We start from the raw sequence: 16,360 nt of genomic DNA on the forward strand, positions 1-16,360 counted from the left end.
GATGGCACCCGGAGCGCTGTTGCCACCCGGGTACTCGGCCACGGCGGTTTCATTGCGCACCGCGGAACCCCAGCCCACGAGGTCGATCTCGGTGCTTCCGTTGAGGAGGGTGTAGGAGCCGTTGGTGCCGGACGGGCTGATGTTGGTGCACGCCTGGTCCGACTCGATGCTCTCGCCGTTGGCGCCGTTCGAGCCGACCGCCACGACGTAGAAGTCGCCGGCACCCACGGTGCCCGTCAACTGACAGGTGTTGCCCACCGTGGCGCTGCTGCCGGAGCCGTAGCCCAGCCCCCAGCCGGAGCTGAGTGTGATGGCCGAGCCCGTGGGGTTGTACAGCTCGACGAACTTGGTCTGGTAGGGCTGGTTGGCGCTGCCGCCCCGGGCGTAGACCTCGTTGATGATGAGGTGATCGGCGGGGGCCGCCTGTGCTGGTGGGGCGATGAATGAACCGGCGATCAACGCCGTCGTCGCCGCCAGCACCGCTAAGTGCTTGCGCATGGTGTTCAAACTCCTGCTGTGTAGAGGGAGATGCCGCGGGAAATCACGACACTGTGATCCCACCGTAAGTGGCCCGTGCCGGACAAGCTGGGAGTTGGCACTTTTCCGTCTGTTCACCTTTTCTTGTCCTGGAATTCGCCTCCGGCGGCGATCCGGGCGGCTCGCCGGAACGTCCAGATTCGTGGCGGATTTTTCCGCCGTCTGCCGGATCACGTAGACTGCGCTGTTGGCCGCAGCCCCCCGATTTTCTGAGGAGAAACAAGCATGGTCTCGACCAACGATTTCAAGAACGGCATGGTCCTCGATCTCGACGGACAGCTGTGGCAGATCATCTGGTTCCAGCACCACAAGCCCGGCAAGGGCAACACCGTCGTCCGCTCCAAGCTCAAGCACGTGCTGACCGGCAAGACGGTGGACAAGACCTTCAACTCGGACACCAAGGTCGACACCGCCACCGTCGACCGCTCCGAGATGCAGTACCTGTACATGGACGGCGACGACTACGTGTTCATGGACAACACCACCTTCGACCAGCTCTACATCCCCGCCGAGGTCGTCGGCGAGGCCAAGGACTTCCTGCTGGAGAACCAGAACGCATTCGTCGCCACGCACGAGGGCAACCCGCTGTTCATCGAGCTCCCGGCCTCGGTCGAGCTCGAGGTCACCTACACCGAGCCCGGCCTGCAGGGCGACCGCTCCACCGGCGGAACCAAGCCCGCCACGCTGGAGACCGGCAAGCAGATCCAGGTGCCCCTGTTCATCACCACCGGCGAGCGCATCAAGGTCGACACCCGCGAGGGCGGCTCCTACCTCGGGCGCGTCTCGAACTAAATGAGCCAGCGCGCATCCCACTACAGCGCCCAGACGAAGGCCCGCAAGGCTGCTCTCGACATCCTCTTCATGGCGGAGCAGCGCGAGGCCTCGCTGAGCGAGACCTTCACCGAGCAGCGCAGCCTCTCCGGCGGCGTCGTACGCGAGCTGACCCGCGACATCATCTTCGGCGTCGCGGGGAACCTCGACGCAATCGACGCCCGCATCGAGGCCGCGGCCTCCGAGAAGTGGCCACTGGACCGCATGCCGTCGGTCGACCGCAACATCGCCCGGATGGCGGTCTACGAGCTCGACTACACCGACACCCCACCGGCCGCCGTCATCTCCGAGGCGGTACGGCTGGCCTCAGACCTGTCCACCGACGAATCACCGACGTTCCTCAACGGCCTGTTGGCCAAGGCCGCCGGCGCGAAGCCCACCACGAACTGATGTACCGAAAGAGGTAACGCATGAGTCCCGTTCCCGCACTGTTGGTCTTGGAGGATGGGCGCGTGTTTCGTGGCCGGTCCTTCGGCGCCACCGGCGAGACGTTCGGTGAACTGGTGTTCTCCACCGGCATGTCCGGCTACCAGGAGACCCTGACCGATCCCAGCTATCGCGGGCAGGTCGTGCTCGCCACGGCCCCGCACATTGGCAACACCGGCTGGAACGATGAGGACGGCGAGTCCGGCCGCATCTGGGTGGCCGGCTACATCGTGCGGGACCCTTCTCCCCGCCCGTCGAACTGGCGCTCCAGGCGCAGCCTCGACGACGAGCTGCAGGCGCAGGGCATCGTGGGCATCGCCGACATCGACACCCGGGCGCTGACGCGCCACATCCGCGACCTCGGCGCCATGCGGGTGGGCATCTCCACCGAGACCGACAACGCCGACGAACTGCTCGCCCGCGTGCTGGGCCAGCCCATGATGGCCGGGCGGGACCTGGTGGGTGACGTAACCACTCAGATGCCCTACACCGTCGAGGCGCAGGGGGAGAAGAAGTACACCGTCGTGGCGGTGGACCTCGGCATCAAGTCCATGACCCCCTCGCAGTTGGCCGCCCGCGGGCTGGACGTGCACGTGGTGCCCGCACACGTCACGTTCGACGAGGTGATGAGCTACGAGCCGGACGGGGTGTTCTTCAGCAACGGACCCGGCGACCCTTCGACGGCGGAGGCACCCACGGCGCTGCTGCGCGAGGTCTTGCAGGCCGGGATCCCGTTCTTCGGCATCTGCTTCGGCAACCAGCTCTTCGGCCGCGCGCTCGGCTTCGACACCTACAAGCTGAAGTTCGGCCACCGCGGCATCAACCAGCCTGTGATGGATTTCACCACCGGCCGCATCGAGGTGACCTCCCACAACCACGGTTTCGCCGTCGACGCACCGCTGGAGGGAGCCACGGACACCGAGTTCGGGGAGGTCACCGTCAGCCACAAGTGCCTCAACGACGACGTGGTGGAGGGACTCGAGCTCCGCCGCGACGGCGCACTCGTGGGCTTCTCCGTGCAGTTCCATCCCGAATCAGCCGCCGGCCCCCACGACGCCAACTACCTCTTCGACCGGTTCGTCTCGGTCATCTCGGCCGGAAAGGACGCCTGATGCCCCGTCGCACTGACATCTCCTCGATCCTGGTGATCGGCTCGGGGCCCATCGTCATCGGGCAGGCCTGCGAGTTCGACTACTCCGGCACCCAGGCGTGCCGCGTTCTCCGCGAGGAGGGCTACCGCGTGATCCTGGTCAACTCCAACCCGGCCACGATCATGACGGATCCGGATTTCGCCGACGCCACCTACGTCGAGCCCATCACCCCCGAGTTCGTGGAACGCGTCATCGCCAAGGAACGGCCCGACGCGGTGCTGGCCACCCTCGGCGGGCAGACGGCGCTCAACGCCGCCGTCGCGCTGCACGAGGGCGGCGTGCTGGAGAAGTACGGCGTGGAGCTCATCGGCGCCTCCATCGACGCGATCCAGCGCGGTGAGGATCGGGAGCAGTTCAAGGAGATCTGCGTCAACCTCGACATCCCGGGCGGCGCGCCCGAGGTGGCGCGCTCCCAGATCTGCCACTCCATGGACGAGGTGCTCGCCGCGGCGGAGACGTTGGGCTACCCGGTGGTCGTGCGGCCGTCCTTCACGATGGGCGGCGTGGGCTCCGGCTTCGCGCACGACGAGGCGGAGCTGCGCAACATCGCCGGCGCTGGCCTGGCCGCCTCGCCCTCCACTGAGGTCCTCATCGAGGAGTCCATCCTCGGGTGGAAGGAGTATGAGCTGGAGCTCATGCGCGACAAGGCGGACAACGTCGTGGTGATCTGCTCCATCGAGAACTTCGACCCCATGGGTGTGCACACCGGCGACTCCATCACGGTGGCGCCCGCCATGACGCTGACCGACCGTGAGTTCCAGCGCATGCGCGACGTGGGCATCGGCATCATCCGCGCCGTCGGCGTCGACACCGGCGGCTGCAACATCCAGTTCGCCGTCAACCCCGACGACGGCCGCCTGATCGTCATCGAGATGAACCCGCGCGTGTCGCGCTCCTCGGCCCTCGCATCGAAGGCCACCGGTTTCCCGATCGCGAAGATCGCGGCCAAGGTGGCGGTCGGCTACACGCTGGATGAGATTCCCAACGACATCACCAAGGTGACGCCGGCCAGCTTCGAGCCCACGCTCGACTACGTGATCGTCAAGATCCCGCGCTTCGCGTTCGAGAAGTTCCCCGCGGCGGATCCCTACCTGACCACCCACATGAAGTCCGTCGGCGAGGCTATGGGCATCGGCCGCAACTTCACCGAGGCGCTGGGCAAGGCGCTGCGCTCCATGGAGGACTCGAAGGCGCCCTTCGAGTTCACCATGGAGATCACCGAATCCGTCGAGGAACTCCTGGAGACGGCCTCGCGACCGTTCGACGGACGGCTGCAGGTGGTCATGAAGGCGCTGCGCGCCGGCGCCACCGTCGAACAGGTCTTCGACGCCACCAAGATCGACCCGTGGTTCCTCGACCAGCTCACCATCCTGCTGGAGGTGGCGCGCGAGGTGCGCGACGCCGCCGAGCTCACGCCGGACCTGCTGCGCCGCGCCAAGCGCCACGGGCTCAGCGACGCCCAGATCGCCCGGCTGCGCAACCTCACCACCGATGTGGTGCGGGGCGTGCGGCACGCGCTGGGCATCCGCCCGGTGTACAAGGCGGTCGACACCTGCGCGGCCGAGTTCGAGGCGAACACGCCGTACCTCTACTCGTCCTATGACGAGGAGACCGAGGTGCCCGCCCGGACGAAGGAGGCGGTGCTCATCCTGGGCTCCGGCCCCAACCGCATCGGGCAGGGCATCGAATTCGACTACTCCTGCGTGCACGCCACCATGTCGCTGCGCGAGGCGGGCTACGAGACCGTGATGGTCAACTGCAACCCGGAGACCGTCTCCACCGACTACGACACCTCGGACCGTCTCTACTTCGAGCCGCTGACCGCCGAGGATGTGCTGGAGATCTACCACGCCGAGCTGCAGGCCGGCCCCGTCGCCGGCGTCATCTGCCAGCTGGGCGGCCAGACGCCGCTGAAGCTGGCGCAGACGCTGAAGGACGCCGGCGTGCCCATCGTCGGCACCTCGCCCGAGGCCATCAACCTGGCCGAGGAGCGCGGCGCCTTCGGCCGGGTCCTGGCCCGCGCGGAACTGCCGGCACCGAAGCATGGCATGGCCACCACCGCGGATGAGGCCAAGGCCATCGCCCGCGAGATCGGCTACCCCGTGCTGGTGCGCCCCAGCTACGTGCTGGGCGGCCGGGGCATGCAGATCGTCTACAACGACGAGGCACTGGAGACCTACATCGCCAAGGCCACCGAGGTGAGCGACGACCAGCCGGTGCTGGTGGACCGCTTCCTGGACGACGCCGTCGAGATCGACGTGGACGCCCTCTACGACGGGCAGGAGCTCTACATCGGCGGCATCATGGAGCACATCGAGGAGGCCGGCATCCACTCCGGCGACTCGTCGTGCTCGCTGCCTCCCATCACGCTGGGCGACGCGGTGATCGAGCAGATCCGCACCTCCACCCTCGCCATCGCCGACGGCGTGGGCGTGCGTGGTCTGCTCAACATCCAGTACGCGCTGCACAGCGACACGCTGTACGTGCTCGAGGCCAACCCGCGGGCATCGCGCACGGTGCCGTTCGTGTCGAAGGCCACCGACACGTCGCTGGCGAAGGCCGCCGCCCTCATCATGATGGGCCGCTCTATCGCCGACCTGCGCTCCGCCGGAATGCTGCGCGCCGACGGCGACGGCTCCACCCCGAAGCAGAACGCCCCCTTCGCCGTGAAGGAGGCCGTGATGCCGTTCAACCGGTTCCGCACCGCCACGGGCGCCTTCGTCGACACCCTGTTGGGCCCGGAGATGCGTTCCACCGGCGAGGTGATGGGGCTGTCAGACAACTTCGGCACCGCCTTCGCCAAGTCGCAGGCCGCCGGGGGAGGGCCCCTGCCCACATCCGGCACGGTGTTCGTCTCGATCGCGGACCGCGACAAGCGCCACGCGATCTGGCCCATCAAGCGGCTCGTCGATCTGGGCTTCCGGGTGCTGGCCACCACCGGCACCGCTTCCGTGCTGCGCCGCAACGGCGTGGCGGCCGAGGAGGTCCGCAAACTCAGCGAACTGCGTGAGGGCGAGACGTCCAAGTCGATCATCGACATGATCAAAGACGGCGACATCGACCTGATCTTCAACACGCCCGAAGGCTCGGCATCCGGCGCGAGCACCCGCGAGGACGGCTACCTCATCCGCACCGCCGCGGTGCTGGCCGACGTGCCCTCCATCACGACGGTGCCCGGCCTGGCCGCGGCCACGCAGGGCATCGAGGCGCTCCAGCGCGGCGAGGTTGAGGTGCGCTCGCTGCAGGACTGGGCCACGGCATGAGCCTGTCCACCTGGGCGCTGAGGGCCGGCTACCGCGGCCTGCGTGCCGGCATGTTCCGATACGCGGGCGGCGACGCCGAGCGCGTGCACGAGGCGATGATCTCCCTACTGGCCAAGGCCCCGGCCGGGGCCCGTGGCCGTGTGGCGGATCCGATCACGGTGGCCGGCATCCGGTTCCCGAACCGGGTCGGGCTGGCCGCCGGCCTCGACAAGGACGGCCTGGCGGCCCAGGCGTGGGCGCGCTTCGGCTTCGGTTTCGCCGAGCTCGGCACCGTCACCGTGCTGGCCCAGCCGGGCAACCCGAAGCCGCGCGTGTTCCGGGCCATGTCGTCTGAGGGCATCATCAACCGGATGGGCTTCAACAACCGCGGGGCCGCTGAGCTGGCCGAGACCCTGCGCGCCAAGGGCGTGGCCCGCGGCAACCAGGCGCTCGGCATCCCGCTGGGCATCTCCATCGGTAAGTCCAAGGTCACCGAGCTGGAGGCCGCCACGCAGGACTACCTCACGTCCTTGCGGCTCCTGGCCCCGTACGCCGACTATGTGGCGGTCAACGTCTCCAGCCCGAACACGCCGGGCCTGCGCAGCCTGCAGGCTGCGGGCGAGTTGGCGGAGCTGCTCGGCGCGCTCACCGGCGAGGCGGCCGCTCTCAGCGCGCGGCGACCCGTCCCGGTTTTCGTGAAGCTCGCCCCTGATCTGGAGGGGACGGACCTGCGCGAGACGGTCGCCGTGATCAACGACTCCCGGGTCGCGGGTGTGATCGCCACCAACACCACGCTGTCGCGGCACGGTCTGCTCCCGGCGGATCGGCACCTGGCCGACGAGGCCGGGGGGCTCAGCGGTCGCCCGCTGACGGCCAGGGCACTCTCGTTCGTCGAGCGGCTCGCCGCCACCACTCAGCTGCCCGTGATGGGTGTGGGCGGCATCATGAGCCCAGCAGACGGCGCGCGCATGTTCGACGCCGGGGCCAGCCTGCTGCAGCTGTACACCGGCTTCATCTACGAGGGCCCGGCGCTGGTGCGCGGGATCCAGGAACTCAGGAGGCCCCTGTGACCTATGCTGCCAAGCTTGCCGCCATCTCCGCGGAACGGGGGAGGCTGTGCGTGGGCATCGACCCGATGCCGGCCGTCCTCGACGCGTGGGGCCTCCACCACGACGTCGACGGGTTGGAGCGCTGCGCCCGGGGGATCGTCGAGGCGGCAGGCGAGACCGTCGCGGTGTTCAAACCCCAATCGGCCTTCTTCGAGGCCTTCGGGTCGAAGGGCGTGGCCGTCATGGAGCGGGTGCTGGCCGACATCCGCGATGCCGGGGCCCTCAGCATCCTCGACGTCAAGCGCGGCGATATCGGCTCCTCCATGGCCGGCTATGCCGCCGCGTTCCTCGGTGATGACGCGCCCACGCGCGCCGACGCCATCACGCTGTCGCCGTACCTCGGGGTCGGCTCCCTGCAGCCTGCCATCGACGCCGCCGTCGCCGGCGGCCAGGGCCTCTACGTCCTGGCCCGCACCTCCAACCTGGAGGGCGCTCCCGTCCAACTGGCGGACGCCGGGGGAGTGAGCGTGGCCCAGCACGTCGTCAACACCGTCGCGGCGCTGAACCCCGGCGCGGACCACGCCGTGGGCCTCGTCGTCGGGGGAACGCACAGCGACGCCGGCTGCGACCTCAGCGACTTCAACGCGTCCATCCTGGTGCCCGGCATCGGCGCACAGGGCGGCACGGTAGGTGCTCTGGGGGAGATCTTCGGCCCCGCCTTGACGCATGTGCTGCCGACGGCGAGCCGTGGAGTGATCGGACAGGGGCATGACAAGGTGCGGGGCAACGCCCAGGAGTTACTAGCGCACATCGCGCAACATCTCGGCTGATCCGTCCAAAACCCACCCTAAAGGCTGAAGTTTTGGATACAACGCGGTATCTTTCAGGGGCAACCTGTCCGTACAACGTACTTCCAGCAACCCGAAGGGAAATCCGATGGCCATTCCTCAGTTGAGCAGCGCCCAGCTCGAAGCCGCCCGCGCCGCTGCCACCGAGGCGCGTCGCGCCCGTGCAACCCTCAAGGAGCAGGTCAAGAAGGGCGAGTTGTCGTTCACCGATGCGCTGGACAAGGCTGTCGCTGACGACACGCTGTCTCGCATCAAGGTCGTCGACCTTCTCCGTGCCATGCCCCGCGTCGGCATCACGCGTGCCACTGAGACCATGGAGAATCTCCAGATCGCGCCGAACCGCCGCATCCGCGGGCTGGGCCGCCACCAGGTGCTGCGCCTCAACGAGCTGTTCTCCTGACCTGCCGCTAAGCTCACCCGGGTGACTTCTTCTGCAGTGTGGGTGATCTCCGGCCCCAGCGCCGTCGGTAAGGGCACCGTGTGCGAGCGGCTGCGCTCCCTCCACCCCGAACCCTTCTACTCGGTCTCCATGACCACCCGGTCCCCGCGCGCGGGGGAGGTGCCCGGTAAGAGCTACCACTTCGTCGCCATCGACGAGTTCCGCTCCCTCATCGAGGGCGGCGAACTGCTCGAATGGGCCGAGGTGCACGGCAACTACTACGGCACCCCCAGGCAGCCCGTCCTCGACTCGGTTGCTGAGAACCGCCCGGTGATCCTCGAGATCGATCTCCAAGGTGCGCGGCAGGTCAAGGAGAACCTGCCCGAGGCGCAGCTGATCTTCCTGAGCCCCCCGTCGTGGGAGGAACTCGTCAGCCGGCTCCGTGGCCGCGGCACCGAGGACGATGCGGCGATGGCCCGGCGCCTGGAGACCGCCAAGCAGGAACTGCTGCAGATCGACGAGGCTGACCACGTCATCGTCAATGTGTCGATCGAGGAAACCGTCGAGGCTTTGGTAAGCTTGATGAGCTTGTGATCAGAACCCGAAAGGATCACCTTGAACACCCAGCCTGAAGGCATCACCAATCCGCCGATCGACGACCTGCTCGAAGACATCGACTCGAAGTACCGGCTCGTTCTGTTCGCTGCGAAGCGCGCGCGCCAGATCAACGCGTACTTCTCCCAGCTCGGCGAGGGCCTGCTGGAGAACGTCGGCCCGCTCGTCTCGGCCGCTCCTGAGGAGAAGCCCCTCTCCATCGCACTGCGCGAGATGAACGAGGGTCTGCTCCAGTACACCGAGATCGATCCCAACGCCGTGGAGGAAGCTCCGGCGGCCACCGACGTCGATCCGGCCTTCGCCTTCGTCGATCCCTTCGCGGAGAACGAAACCGCGTCCTCCTGACGCACCACCCCAGGGGGCGGCTTGTCGCCGCCACAGAACCCCTACCCACTATGCGGCTTGTCGCCGCGCTAGGAGTGCTCAGCCATGAGCCGTCTTTTCACCTCTGAATCCGTCACCGAGGGCCACCCTGACAAGATCGCCGACTCGATCTCCGATGCCGTGCTCGACGGCCTGCTCGCGCAGGACCGCCAGTCCAGGGTCGCCGTCGAGACGCTCGTGACCACCGGTCTCGTGGTCGTGGCCGGAGAGGTCTCCACCACCGGGTATGTCGACGTGGCGAACCTGGCCCGCCAGCGCATCCTCGAGATCGGCTACGACTCGTCGAGCAAGGGCTTCGACGGCGCCTCGTGCGGCGTCAGCGTCGCCATCGGCGCCCAGTCTCCGGACATCGCCCAGGGCGTCGATGACGCGTTCGAGCGCCGCGTCGAGGCCGATGGGGATCTGGCCAGCGCCCAGGGCGCCGGCGACCAGGGCCTGATGTTCGGCTACGCCTGCAACGAGACCGAAGCGCTCATGCCGCTGCCCATCGACCTGGCCCACCGTCTGGCCGAGAAGCTGACGGCGGTGCGCAAGGACGGCACGCTCGACTATCTGCGCCCGGATGGCAAGACCCAGGTCACCGTCCGCTACGGTGAGGACGGCCGGCCTGAAGGCATCGACACCGTGGTGGTCAGCACGCAGCACCGCGCCGACGTCAACCAGCCGCAGATCCATAAGGATCTGCGTCGCGAGGTGATCGGCCCCGTGCTGGAGCGCTACGGGTTCGGCATGCCGGAGCACGTCTTCATCAACCCCACCGGCAAGTTCGTGATCGGCGGCCCCATGGGCGACGCCGGTGTCACCGGACGCAAGATCATCGTCGACACCTACGGCGGCATGGCCCGCCACGGTGGCGGCGCGTTCTCCGGCAAGGACCCCTCGAAGGTGGACCGCTCCGCCGCGTACGCCACCCGCTGGGTGGCCAAGAATGTGGTGGCGGCCGGGCTGGCGGAGCGGTGCGAGGTGCAGGTGGCCTACGCCATCGGCAAGGCCCATCCGGTGGGCTTCTACCTCGATACCTTCGGCACCGCGCAGGTGCCCGAGGATCAGATCCGCAGCGCCGTGCTGGCCACGTTCGATCTGCGTCCCGGCGCGATCATCCGCGACCTCGACCTGCTGCGCCCCATCTACAGCGACGTGACGGTCTACGGCCACTTCGGCCGCACCATCCCCGCCGCCACCTGGGAGCGCACGGACCGGGCCGAGGCACTGGCGGCGGCGGTCAAGGGCTGAGCATGACGGGCCGGGTGGCGCGGGTCGCCGTCGACGTGGCGCTGGCCCACCTGGACCGGCTGTTCGACTACGAGGTCCCCGACAAGCTGGCCGATGCGGCCGTGGTCGGAGCCCGCGTGAAGGTGCCGTTCTCCGGCCAGATGCGCGACGGCTGGATCGTCGAGCTGACGGATTCCTCCGAGCTCGCGTCGCTCGCCAAGCTCGCCAAGGTCGTCTCACCCGAGCCCCTGGCCACCCCCGAGGTCTACGGCCTGATCCGGGCCGTGGCCGATCACTATGCGGGCGTCTGGTCCGACGTGGCGCGCCTTGCGATCCCACCCCGCCACGCGGCGACGGAGAAAAGTCCGCAACGTGAGTGGCCGGAGCCCAAGAAGCTCGAGCGTGCCACTGTGCTGCCCAGCTATCCGGCTGGCGACTCGCTGCTGGAGGCGCTGGCGGAGGGCCGATCTCCGCGCCTGCTGTGGCAGGCCGCCGCCGTGCACGGCGGGCCAGGCGACCTGCTGGGCGGCGTCATCGAGGCGGTGGACGCCACGCTGCGCTCCGGCCGCTCTGCCGTGGTGGTGCTGCCCACCGTGCGCGAGCTCACGCCCGCCGTCGCGCGCTTCCGCGCCGTCTTCGGCCACGGTGCCGTCGGCTCGCTCGCGTCGGAGGCTGGGCGATCAGCCCGCTACCGTGCGTATCTCGCGGCCGCCCGCGGGCAGGCCAGGATCCTCCTGGGCACACGCAGCGCGGTGTTCGCCCCGGTGCACGACCTCGGGCTGGTGGTGATCGTCGACGACGGGCATGACGGGCACGAGGAGTTGCGGGCACCGTACCCCCACGCCAGAGCGGTGGCGATCCTCAGATCCTCCCGCCAGCAGGCGGCGCTCATGCTGGCGGGACATTCCCGCAGCATCGATGCCCAAGCGCTCCTTCAGCGGGGCTGGCTGGGCGAGCTCGCACTGAGCCCAGCCGAGGCCAGGCGCGTGGTCGCCCCCGTCCGCGCCGTCGGCGAGGTGGAACGCGAGCACGACCCGTCCGCCGCCCGGCTCCGCATCCCGTCCATGGCCTTCCGCTTCCTGCGTGAGCATCTGCCCCAAGGGCCGGTGCTGGTGCAGGTGCCGATGACGGGCCACTCGGCGTCCCTGGCGTGCCAGCGCTGCGGCAACCGGGCCCTCTGCGCGAAGTGCAGCGGCCCCATGCGCGCACGCCGCCGCGACGTTCCCGAATGCTCGCTGTGCGGGTTCAAGCCCACGCGCTGGAGTTGCCCGCACTGCCACACCTCCCAGCTGCGCACCCCGCTGGCCGGTGCCGCCCGCACCGCCGAGGAGCTGGCGCGGGCCTTCCCCGGTGTGCTGGCAGTCAACAGCTCGGCCCGCAACATCCGCGACGAGATCCCCGATGAGCCGGCCATAGTCGTCGCCACCCCAGGAGCCGAGCCAGCCGCGCCGTCCGGCTACGCGGGGGTGCTGATCCTGGACACGGAGGTCACGCTCTCGCGGGTCAGCCTGCGGGCGGCCGAGGAGGCGATGCGCCGATGGTCCAACGCCGCAGCCATGGCCAGGCGCCCTGTCGACGGCGGTTCCGTGCTGCTGGTGGGCTCGGCCACGCACCCCGCGGTGCAGGCGCTGCTGCGCGCCGATGTGGCAGGCTTTGCCGCCCGGGAGTTGGCGGACAGGGCCGACGCGGGGCTGACCCCCGCCGTGAAGATGGCCCGCATCGTCGGCGATCCCGACGCGGTGCGCGAGTTCCTGGACAACGACCCATGGGAGGGGATCGATATCCTCGGTCCCACAGAGGTCACCACTGATCGCTGGGCCGCGCTGCTGCGGACCCCTGTGGACCGGGCGCGGGAACTGGCGCGCAGCGTCAAGAGCGCGGCCGCCATCCGCTCGGCGCGCAAGGAGCGTGGCAAGCTCAGCATCCACGTCGACCCCGGATCCCTGGAGGACAGATGAGGCTCGTCTTTGCCGGCACCCCCGAGGTGGCCGTCCCGGCCCTCGATGCGCTCGTCGCGTCGGATCATGACGTCGCGGCCGTGATCACCCGGCCCGATGCACCCGCAGGCCGCGGCCGGAAGCTGACACCGTCGCCCGTGGCGGTGCGTGCCGAGGAGTTGGGCATCGAGGTGCTCACACCGGGCCATCCGCGCGAGCCGGAGTTCCAGGACCGGTTCAGGGAGCTGGCGCCGGAGGTGTGCCCCGTCGTGGCCTACGGAGCCCTGCTGCCCCAGTCGGCGCTGGACATCCCGGCGCACGGCTGGGTGAACCTGCACTTCTCGCTGCTGCCACGGTGGCGCGGAGCCGCCCCGGTGCAGCGGGCGATCATGGCCGGCGACGCCGAGATCGGCACCGCCTGCTTCCAGATCGTCCGGGAACTCGACGCCGGCGACGTCTACCTGATGGAGTCGCGGCCCATGCCGGAAGCGACCGCGGGGGAACTGCTCGCTGCGCTGGCTGAGACCGGTGCGCAGCAACTGGTGCGGGCCATCGACATGGTGGCGGCGGGGGAGCGCCCCACCCCTCAGCCGACCGAGGGCGTGACGATCGCGCCGAAGATCACTGTCGAGGAGGCCAGGATCGACTGGACCCGCCCTGCCCTCGACCTACGCAACCACATCATGGGCTGCTCGCCGGATCCCGGCGCCTGGTGCGAGCTGGACGGCCAACGTTTCAAGATTTACCGGGCCGCCGTCGCGGCTTCTCCGGCGCTGTCCCCGGGCGAGCTGTCCCGGACGAAGCGCCAGGCCTTCGTCGGCACCGGCGCGGGCACGCTCGAACTGCTCGAGGTCCAGCCCGCCGGAAAGCGGCGGATGGCCGCGATGGACTGGGCCAGGAACGCCCCTGAAGGTCTGGTGCTCGGATGAACCCCCGTCGCGTCGCCTTCGACGTCCTGCGGCAGGTCACCGGAGAGGACGCCTACGCCAATCTGGTGCTCTCCAAGCGGCTGGCCACCGCCGGGCTCGACACGCGCGACGCCGGCCTGGTCACCGAACTCGTCTCCGGCACCTGCCGGCTGATGGGCACCTACGATCGCGTGATCGAGGCGGCGTCCGGCCGGGCGCTGTCGACGCTGCAGCCCGCCGTCGTCGACCTGCTGCGCCTGGGCGCCCACCAGCTGCTGGGCATGCGGATGAAGAAGTATGCGGCGGTGACCTCGACGGTGGACCTGGCCCGCGCGACCGTGGGGCAGCGGGTCACCGGCCTGGTCAACGCCATCATGCGCAAACTCTCTGCCCACGATCTCGACGGCTGGCTCGACGTGCTCGCAGCGGGCGCGGATCCGCTGGACGAGCTGGCCATCCGGGGGCACCACCCGCGCTGGATCGTCGAGGCGTACGCCGATGTGCTGCCGGCAGAGGAACTCCCCGCGGCGTTGGCCGCGAACAACGTCGCGCCACACCCCACGCTGGTGGTTCGGCCCGGGTTGGCGAAGGTGCAGGAACTGCGCGGCGCCACACCCGCCCGGTTCTCGCCGTTCGGCGCGACGGCGGAGGGGGCGCCGTCCGAGCAGACCGCGGTGCGCCAGGGCAGGGCAGGGGTGCAGGACGAGGGCTCCCAGCTCGTCGCGTGGGCCCTGTCCCACACCGCGGCCCCCGAGGGCCCGTGGCTGGACCTGTGCGCGGGCCCGGGAGGCAAGGCGTCGTTGCTGGCGGGTTTGGCGCGGCAGCAGGGTACCTGGCTGCTGGCCTCCGAGCTGCAGGAGCATCGGACCCGCCTGGTGGCGCAGTCGCTGGGCGCGTACCCCGACGGCACCGTCACCGTGGTCGCCGACGGCACGAAGCCGGCCTGGGGGCGGGCGTTCAGCCGCGTCATGGCGGACGTGCCGTGCAGCGGGCTCGGGGCTCTGCGCCGCCGCCCGGAGTCGCGCTGGCGGAGGAGTCCCGAGGACGTCACCGCGCTCGGCTCCCTCCAGCGCGAACTGCTGCGGAAGGCCATCGCCTCGACCGTACCCCGGGGCGTGGTGGCCTACGTGACGTGCTCGCCGCACCGCGCCGAGACCGTCGAGGTGGTCAACGACGTGCTGGCGGAGCATCCCGGCGCCACGCGGCTGCACGCGCCGGACATGCTCCCCGACGTGCCGGATGCCGCGCTCGGCGACGACATCCAGCTGTGGCCGCACCGCCACGGCACCGACGCCATGTACCTCGCCCTGCTGTCGGTAGAGTGATCGCCATGCGTATCACCCCGAGCATCCTCAACGCCGATTTTGCCAACCTCGCCACGGAGATCGGACGCATCGACAGCGCCGATGCGATCCACGTCGACGTGATGGACAACCACTTCGTGCCGAACCTCAGCATAGGCCTGCCCGTCGTGGAATCCATCCGTGCGACGAGCAGCAAGATGCTCGACATCCACCTCATGATCGAGGATCCGGACCGCTGGGCGCCCGCCTACGCGGAGGCCGGCGCCGAATCGGTGACCTTCCACGTGGAGGCCGCACACGCGCCCATCCGTCTGGCACGCGAGCTGCGCCGCCTGGGCGCCCGTGCGTCGATGGGGTTGAAGCCCGCCACCCCGATCGACGCGTACGCCGGCATGCTCGACGAGGTGGACATGGTGCTGCTGATGACGGTGGAGCCCGGCTTCGGTGGGCAGAAGTTCCTCGACCTTGTGCTGCCGAAGATCAAGCGCACCCGCGAGCTGCTGGGGGAGCGCCCCATCTGGCTGCAGGTCGACGGCGGGGTCAGCGTCGAGACCATCGAACGCTGCGCCGAGGCCGGGGCGGACACGTTCGTGGCGGGATCTGCCGTCTACAACGCCGAGGATCCCGACGCGATGGTCAACCAGCTGCGCGACATGGCGGTTGCCGCCTGCCGTCACTGAGCGCTGGAAGGGCCTTCGTCGCGCCGCCTGCGCAGGAACTTCTCCAATTCGGCGGCGATCGTGTCGCCCGTGGCCTCCTCCACCTCTTCGGTGTCGCGGGCCTCTTCCAGCTGGCCGATGTACTCGGCGATGTCAGGATCCTGCTGGCTCAACTGATCGACCGCCGCTGTCCACTTCTCGGCGTCCTGGGGCAGCTCAGCATGGTGCAGCTGCACGTGCAGCAGCGTCTCCAGCTCCGTCAGCAGCGCGTCCTGCGCCTTCGGGTTGGGCGGCGAGGACACGTAGTGCGGAACGGAGACCCACACGGAGGCCGCCGGGATGCGTTCGTGCAGCAGAAGTTGGCTGGCCACGCCGATCATGCCCGTGGGGCCGGTGTAGTCGCTGGAGCTGACGTTGTAGCGGCGCTCGACCGCCGGGTCGTTGGTGTGCACGCCCACTGGTAGCGGCCGGGAGTGCGGCGTGTCGCTGAGCATGGCGCCGACGAAGATGACCAACTCCGGGTCGATCTTCTTGATCTTGTCCACCAGTTCCATCGAGAACTGGCGCCACAGCAGGTTGGGCTCCGGCCCCATGACCACGATGATGTCGCGGTCCGGATGGTGTACGGCCCGCAGCCGCAGCGCGGGCCACTCCACGAATGTGCCGTCGGCGGTGCGGTGCAGCATCGGCCTGGTCTGCTGGAAGTCCCAGTACCGCTCGTCGTCGAGGATGCCCGCATCCGTGCCGGGGTAGGAGTCCATCAGATGACGCAGCAGGTCACTGGCCGCGTTGCCGGCATCGTTCCAACCGGAGAACGCGATCACCACTGCGGGGTCGCGGAGACCGTCCATAGGCGCGAACTGCATTGGTCCACTCTA

General features: G+C 69.2%; 15 protein-coding genes and 1 pseudogene. 14 read left to right on the forward strand and 2 right to left on the reverse strand.

The window, feature by feature from the left end; all coding sequences use genetic code 11:
* Nucleotides 1-78 precede the first annotated feature (78 nt).
* Nucleotides 79-498 (reverse strand): annotated as a pseudogene (locus tag BN1186_RS16115) (lamin tail domain-containing protein); the annotation flags it as partial.
* Between the two features lie 264 nt (nucleotides 499-762).
* Between BN1186_RS16115 and efp the strand changes: the two are divergent.
* The 14 genes from efp to rpe all read left to right on the forward strand — a co-directional run bounded on the left by efp (nucleotide 763) and on the right by rpe (nucleotide 15,503).
* Nucleotides 763-1,329, forward strand: a complete 567-nt coding sequence (efp, locus tag BN1186_RS11925; protein WP_040284277.1) for an elongation factor P — start codon at nucleotides 763-765, stop codon at nucleotides 1,327-1,329.
* Nucleotides 1,330-1,758: a transcription antitermination factor NusB gene (gene nusB / locus BN1186_RS11930; RefSeq protein ID WP_040284278.1), complete on the forward strand. Its 429-nt coding sequence runs from the start codon at nucleotides 1,330-1,332 to the stop codon at nucleotides 1,756-1,758. It begins immediately after the preceding gene.
* A 20-nt stretch (nucleotides 1,759-1,778) separates the two neighbouring features.
* Nucleotides 1,779-2,906 (forward strand): glutamine-hydrolyzing carbamoyl-phosphate synthase small subunit, encoded by a 1,128-nt coding sequence (carA, locus tag BN1186_RS11935; RefSeq protein ID WP_040284279.1) that lies wholly within the window; start codon nucleotides 1,779-1,781, stop codon nucleotides 2,904-2,906.
* Nucleotides 2,906-6,208, forward strand: coding sequence for a carbamoyl-phosphate synthase large subunit (carB, locus tag BN1186_RS11940; RefSeq protein ID WP_040284280.1), 3,303 nt, complete (start codon nucleotides 2,906-2,908; stop codon nucleotides 6,206-6,208). Before carA ends, carB begins: the two co-directional genes overlap by 1 nt.
* The gene (locus tag BN1186_RS11945) at nucleotides 6,205-7,257 is read left to right on the forward strand and encodes a quinone-dependent dihydroorotate dehydrogenase (RefSeq protein ID WP_040284281.1); all 1,053 of its coding nucleotides are present in this window, start codon (nucleotides 6,205-6,207) and stop codon (nucleotides 7,255-7,257) included. Before carB ends, BN1186_RS11945 begins: the two co-directional genes overlap by 4 nt.
* Nucleotides 7,254-8,066, forward strand: coding sequence for an orotidine-5'-phosphate decarboxylase (gene pyrF / locus BN1186_RS11950; protein WP_040284282.1), 813 nt, complete (start codon nucleotides 7,254-7,256; stop codon nucleotides 8,064-8,066). The genes BN1186_RS11945 and pyrF overlap by 4 nt, the downstream gene beginning before the upstream one ends.
* Before the next feature lie 106 nt (nucleotides 8,067-8,172).
* Nucleotides 8,173-8,484 carry an integration host factor, actinobacterial type gene (gene mihF, locus BN1186_RS11955; protein ID WP_040284283.1) on the forward strand — a complete coding sequence of 104 codons (312 nt, stop codon included), beginning with the start codon at nucleotides 8,173-8,175 and terminating at the stop codon, nucleotides 8,482-8,484.
* Nucleotides 8,485-8,505: 21 nt separating this feature from the next.
* Nucleotides 8,506-9,057, forward strand: a complete 552-nt coding sequence (gene gmk, locus BN1186_RS11960; RefSeq protein WP_040284284.1) for a guanylate kinase — start codon at nucleotides 8,506-8,508, stop codon at nucleotides 9,055-9,057.
* A 21-nt stretch (nucleotides 9,058-9,078) separates the two neighbouring features.
* Nucleotides 9,079-9,423 carry a DNA-directed RNA polymerase subunit omega gene (gene rpoZ, locus BN1186_RS11965; RefSeq protein WP_040284285.1) on the forward strand — a complete coding sequence of 115 codons (345 nt, stop codon included), beginning with the start codon at nucleotides 9,079-9,081 and terminating at the stop codon, nucleotides 9,421-9,423.
* An 84-nt stretch (nucleotides 9,424-9,507) separates the two neighbouring features.
* Nucleotides 9,508-10,695, forward strand: coding sequence for a methionine adenosyltransferase (gene metK, locus BN1186_RS11970; protein ID WP_040284286.1), 1,188 nt, complete (start codon nucleotides 9,508-9,510; stop codon nucleotides 10,693-10,695).
* Nucleotides 10,696-10,697: 2 nt separating this feature from the next.
* Nucleotides 10,698-12,632, forward strand: a complete 1,935-nt coding sequence (locus BN1186_RS11975; RefSeq protein WP_040284287.1) for a primosomal protein N' family DNA-binding protein — start codon at nucleotides 10,698-10,700, stop codon at nucleotides 12,630-12,632.
* Nucleotides 12,629-13,540, forward strand: coding sequence for a methionyl-tRNA formyltransferase (gene fmt, locus BN1186_RS11980; protein WP_040284288.1), 912 nt, complete (start codon nucleotides 12,629-12,631; stop codon nucleotides 13,538-13,540). The genes BN1186_RS11975 and fmt overlap by 4 nt, the downstream gene beginning before the upstream one ends.
* Complete coding sequence (locus BN1186_RS11985; protein ID WP_040284289.1) at nucleotides 13,537-14,844, forward strand: RsmB/NOP family class I SAM-dependent RNA methyltransferase; 1,308 nt, start codon at nucleotides 13,537-13,539, stop codon at nucleotides 14,842-14,844. Before fmt ends, BN1186_RS11985 begins: the two co-directional genes overlap by 4 nt.
* Nucleotides 14,845-14,849: 5 nt before the next feature.
* Nucleotides 14,850-15,503, forward strand: a complete 654-nt coding sequence (gene rpe / locus BN1186_RS11990; RefSeq protein WP_040284830.1) for a ribulose-phosphate 3-epimerase — start codon at nucleotides 14,850-14,852, stop codon at nucleotides 15,501-15,503.
* Here the strand turns inward: rpe and BN1186_RS11995 are convergent.
* Nucleotides 15,497-16,348, reverse strand: a complete 852-nt coding sequence (locus BN1186_RS11995; RefSeq protein ID WP_040284290.1) for a proteasome assembly chaperone family protein — start codon at nucleotides 16,346-16,348, stop codon at nucleotides 15,497-15,499. The two genes, rpe and BN1186_RS11995, sit on opposite strands and share 7 nt — an antisense overlap.
* Nucleotides 16,349-16,360: the final 12 nt, after the last annotated feature.

Origin of the sequence: Tessaracoccus massiliensis (assembly GCF_000826065.2) — a bacterium.
In the GTDB taxonomy this organism is placed as follows: Bacteria; Actinomycetota; Actinomycetes; order Propionibacteriales; family Propionibacteriaceae; genus Arachnia; species Arachnia massiliensis_A.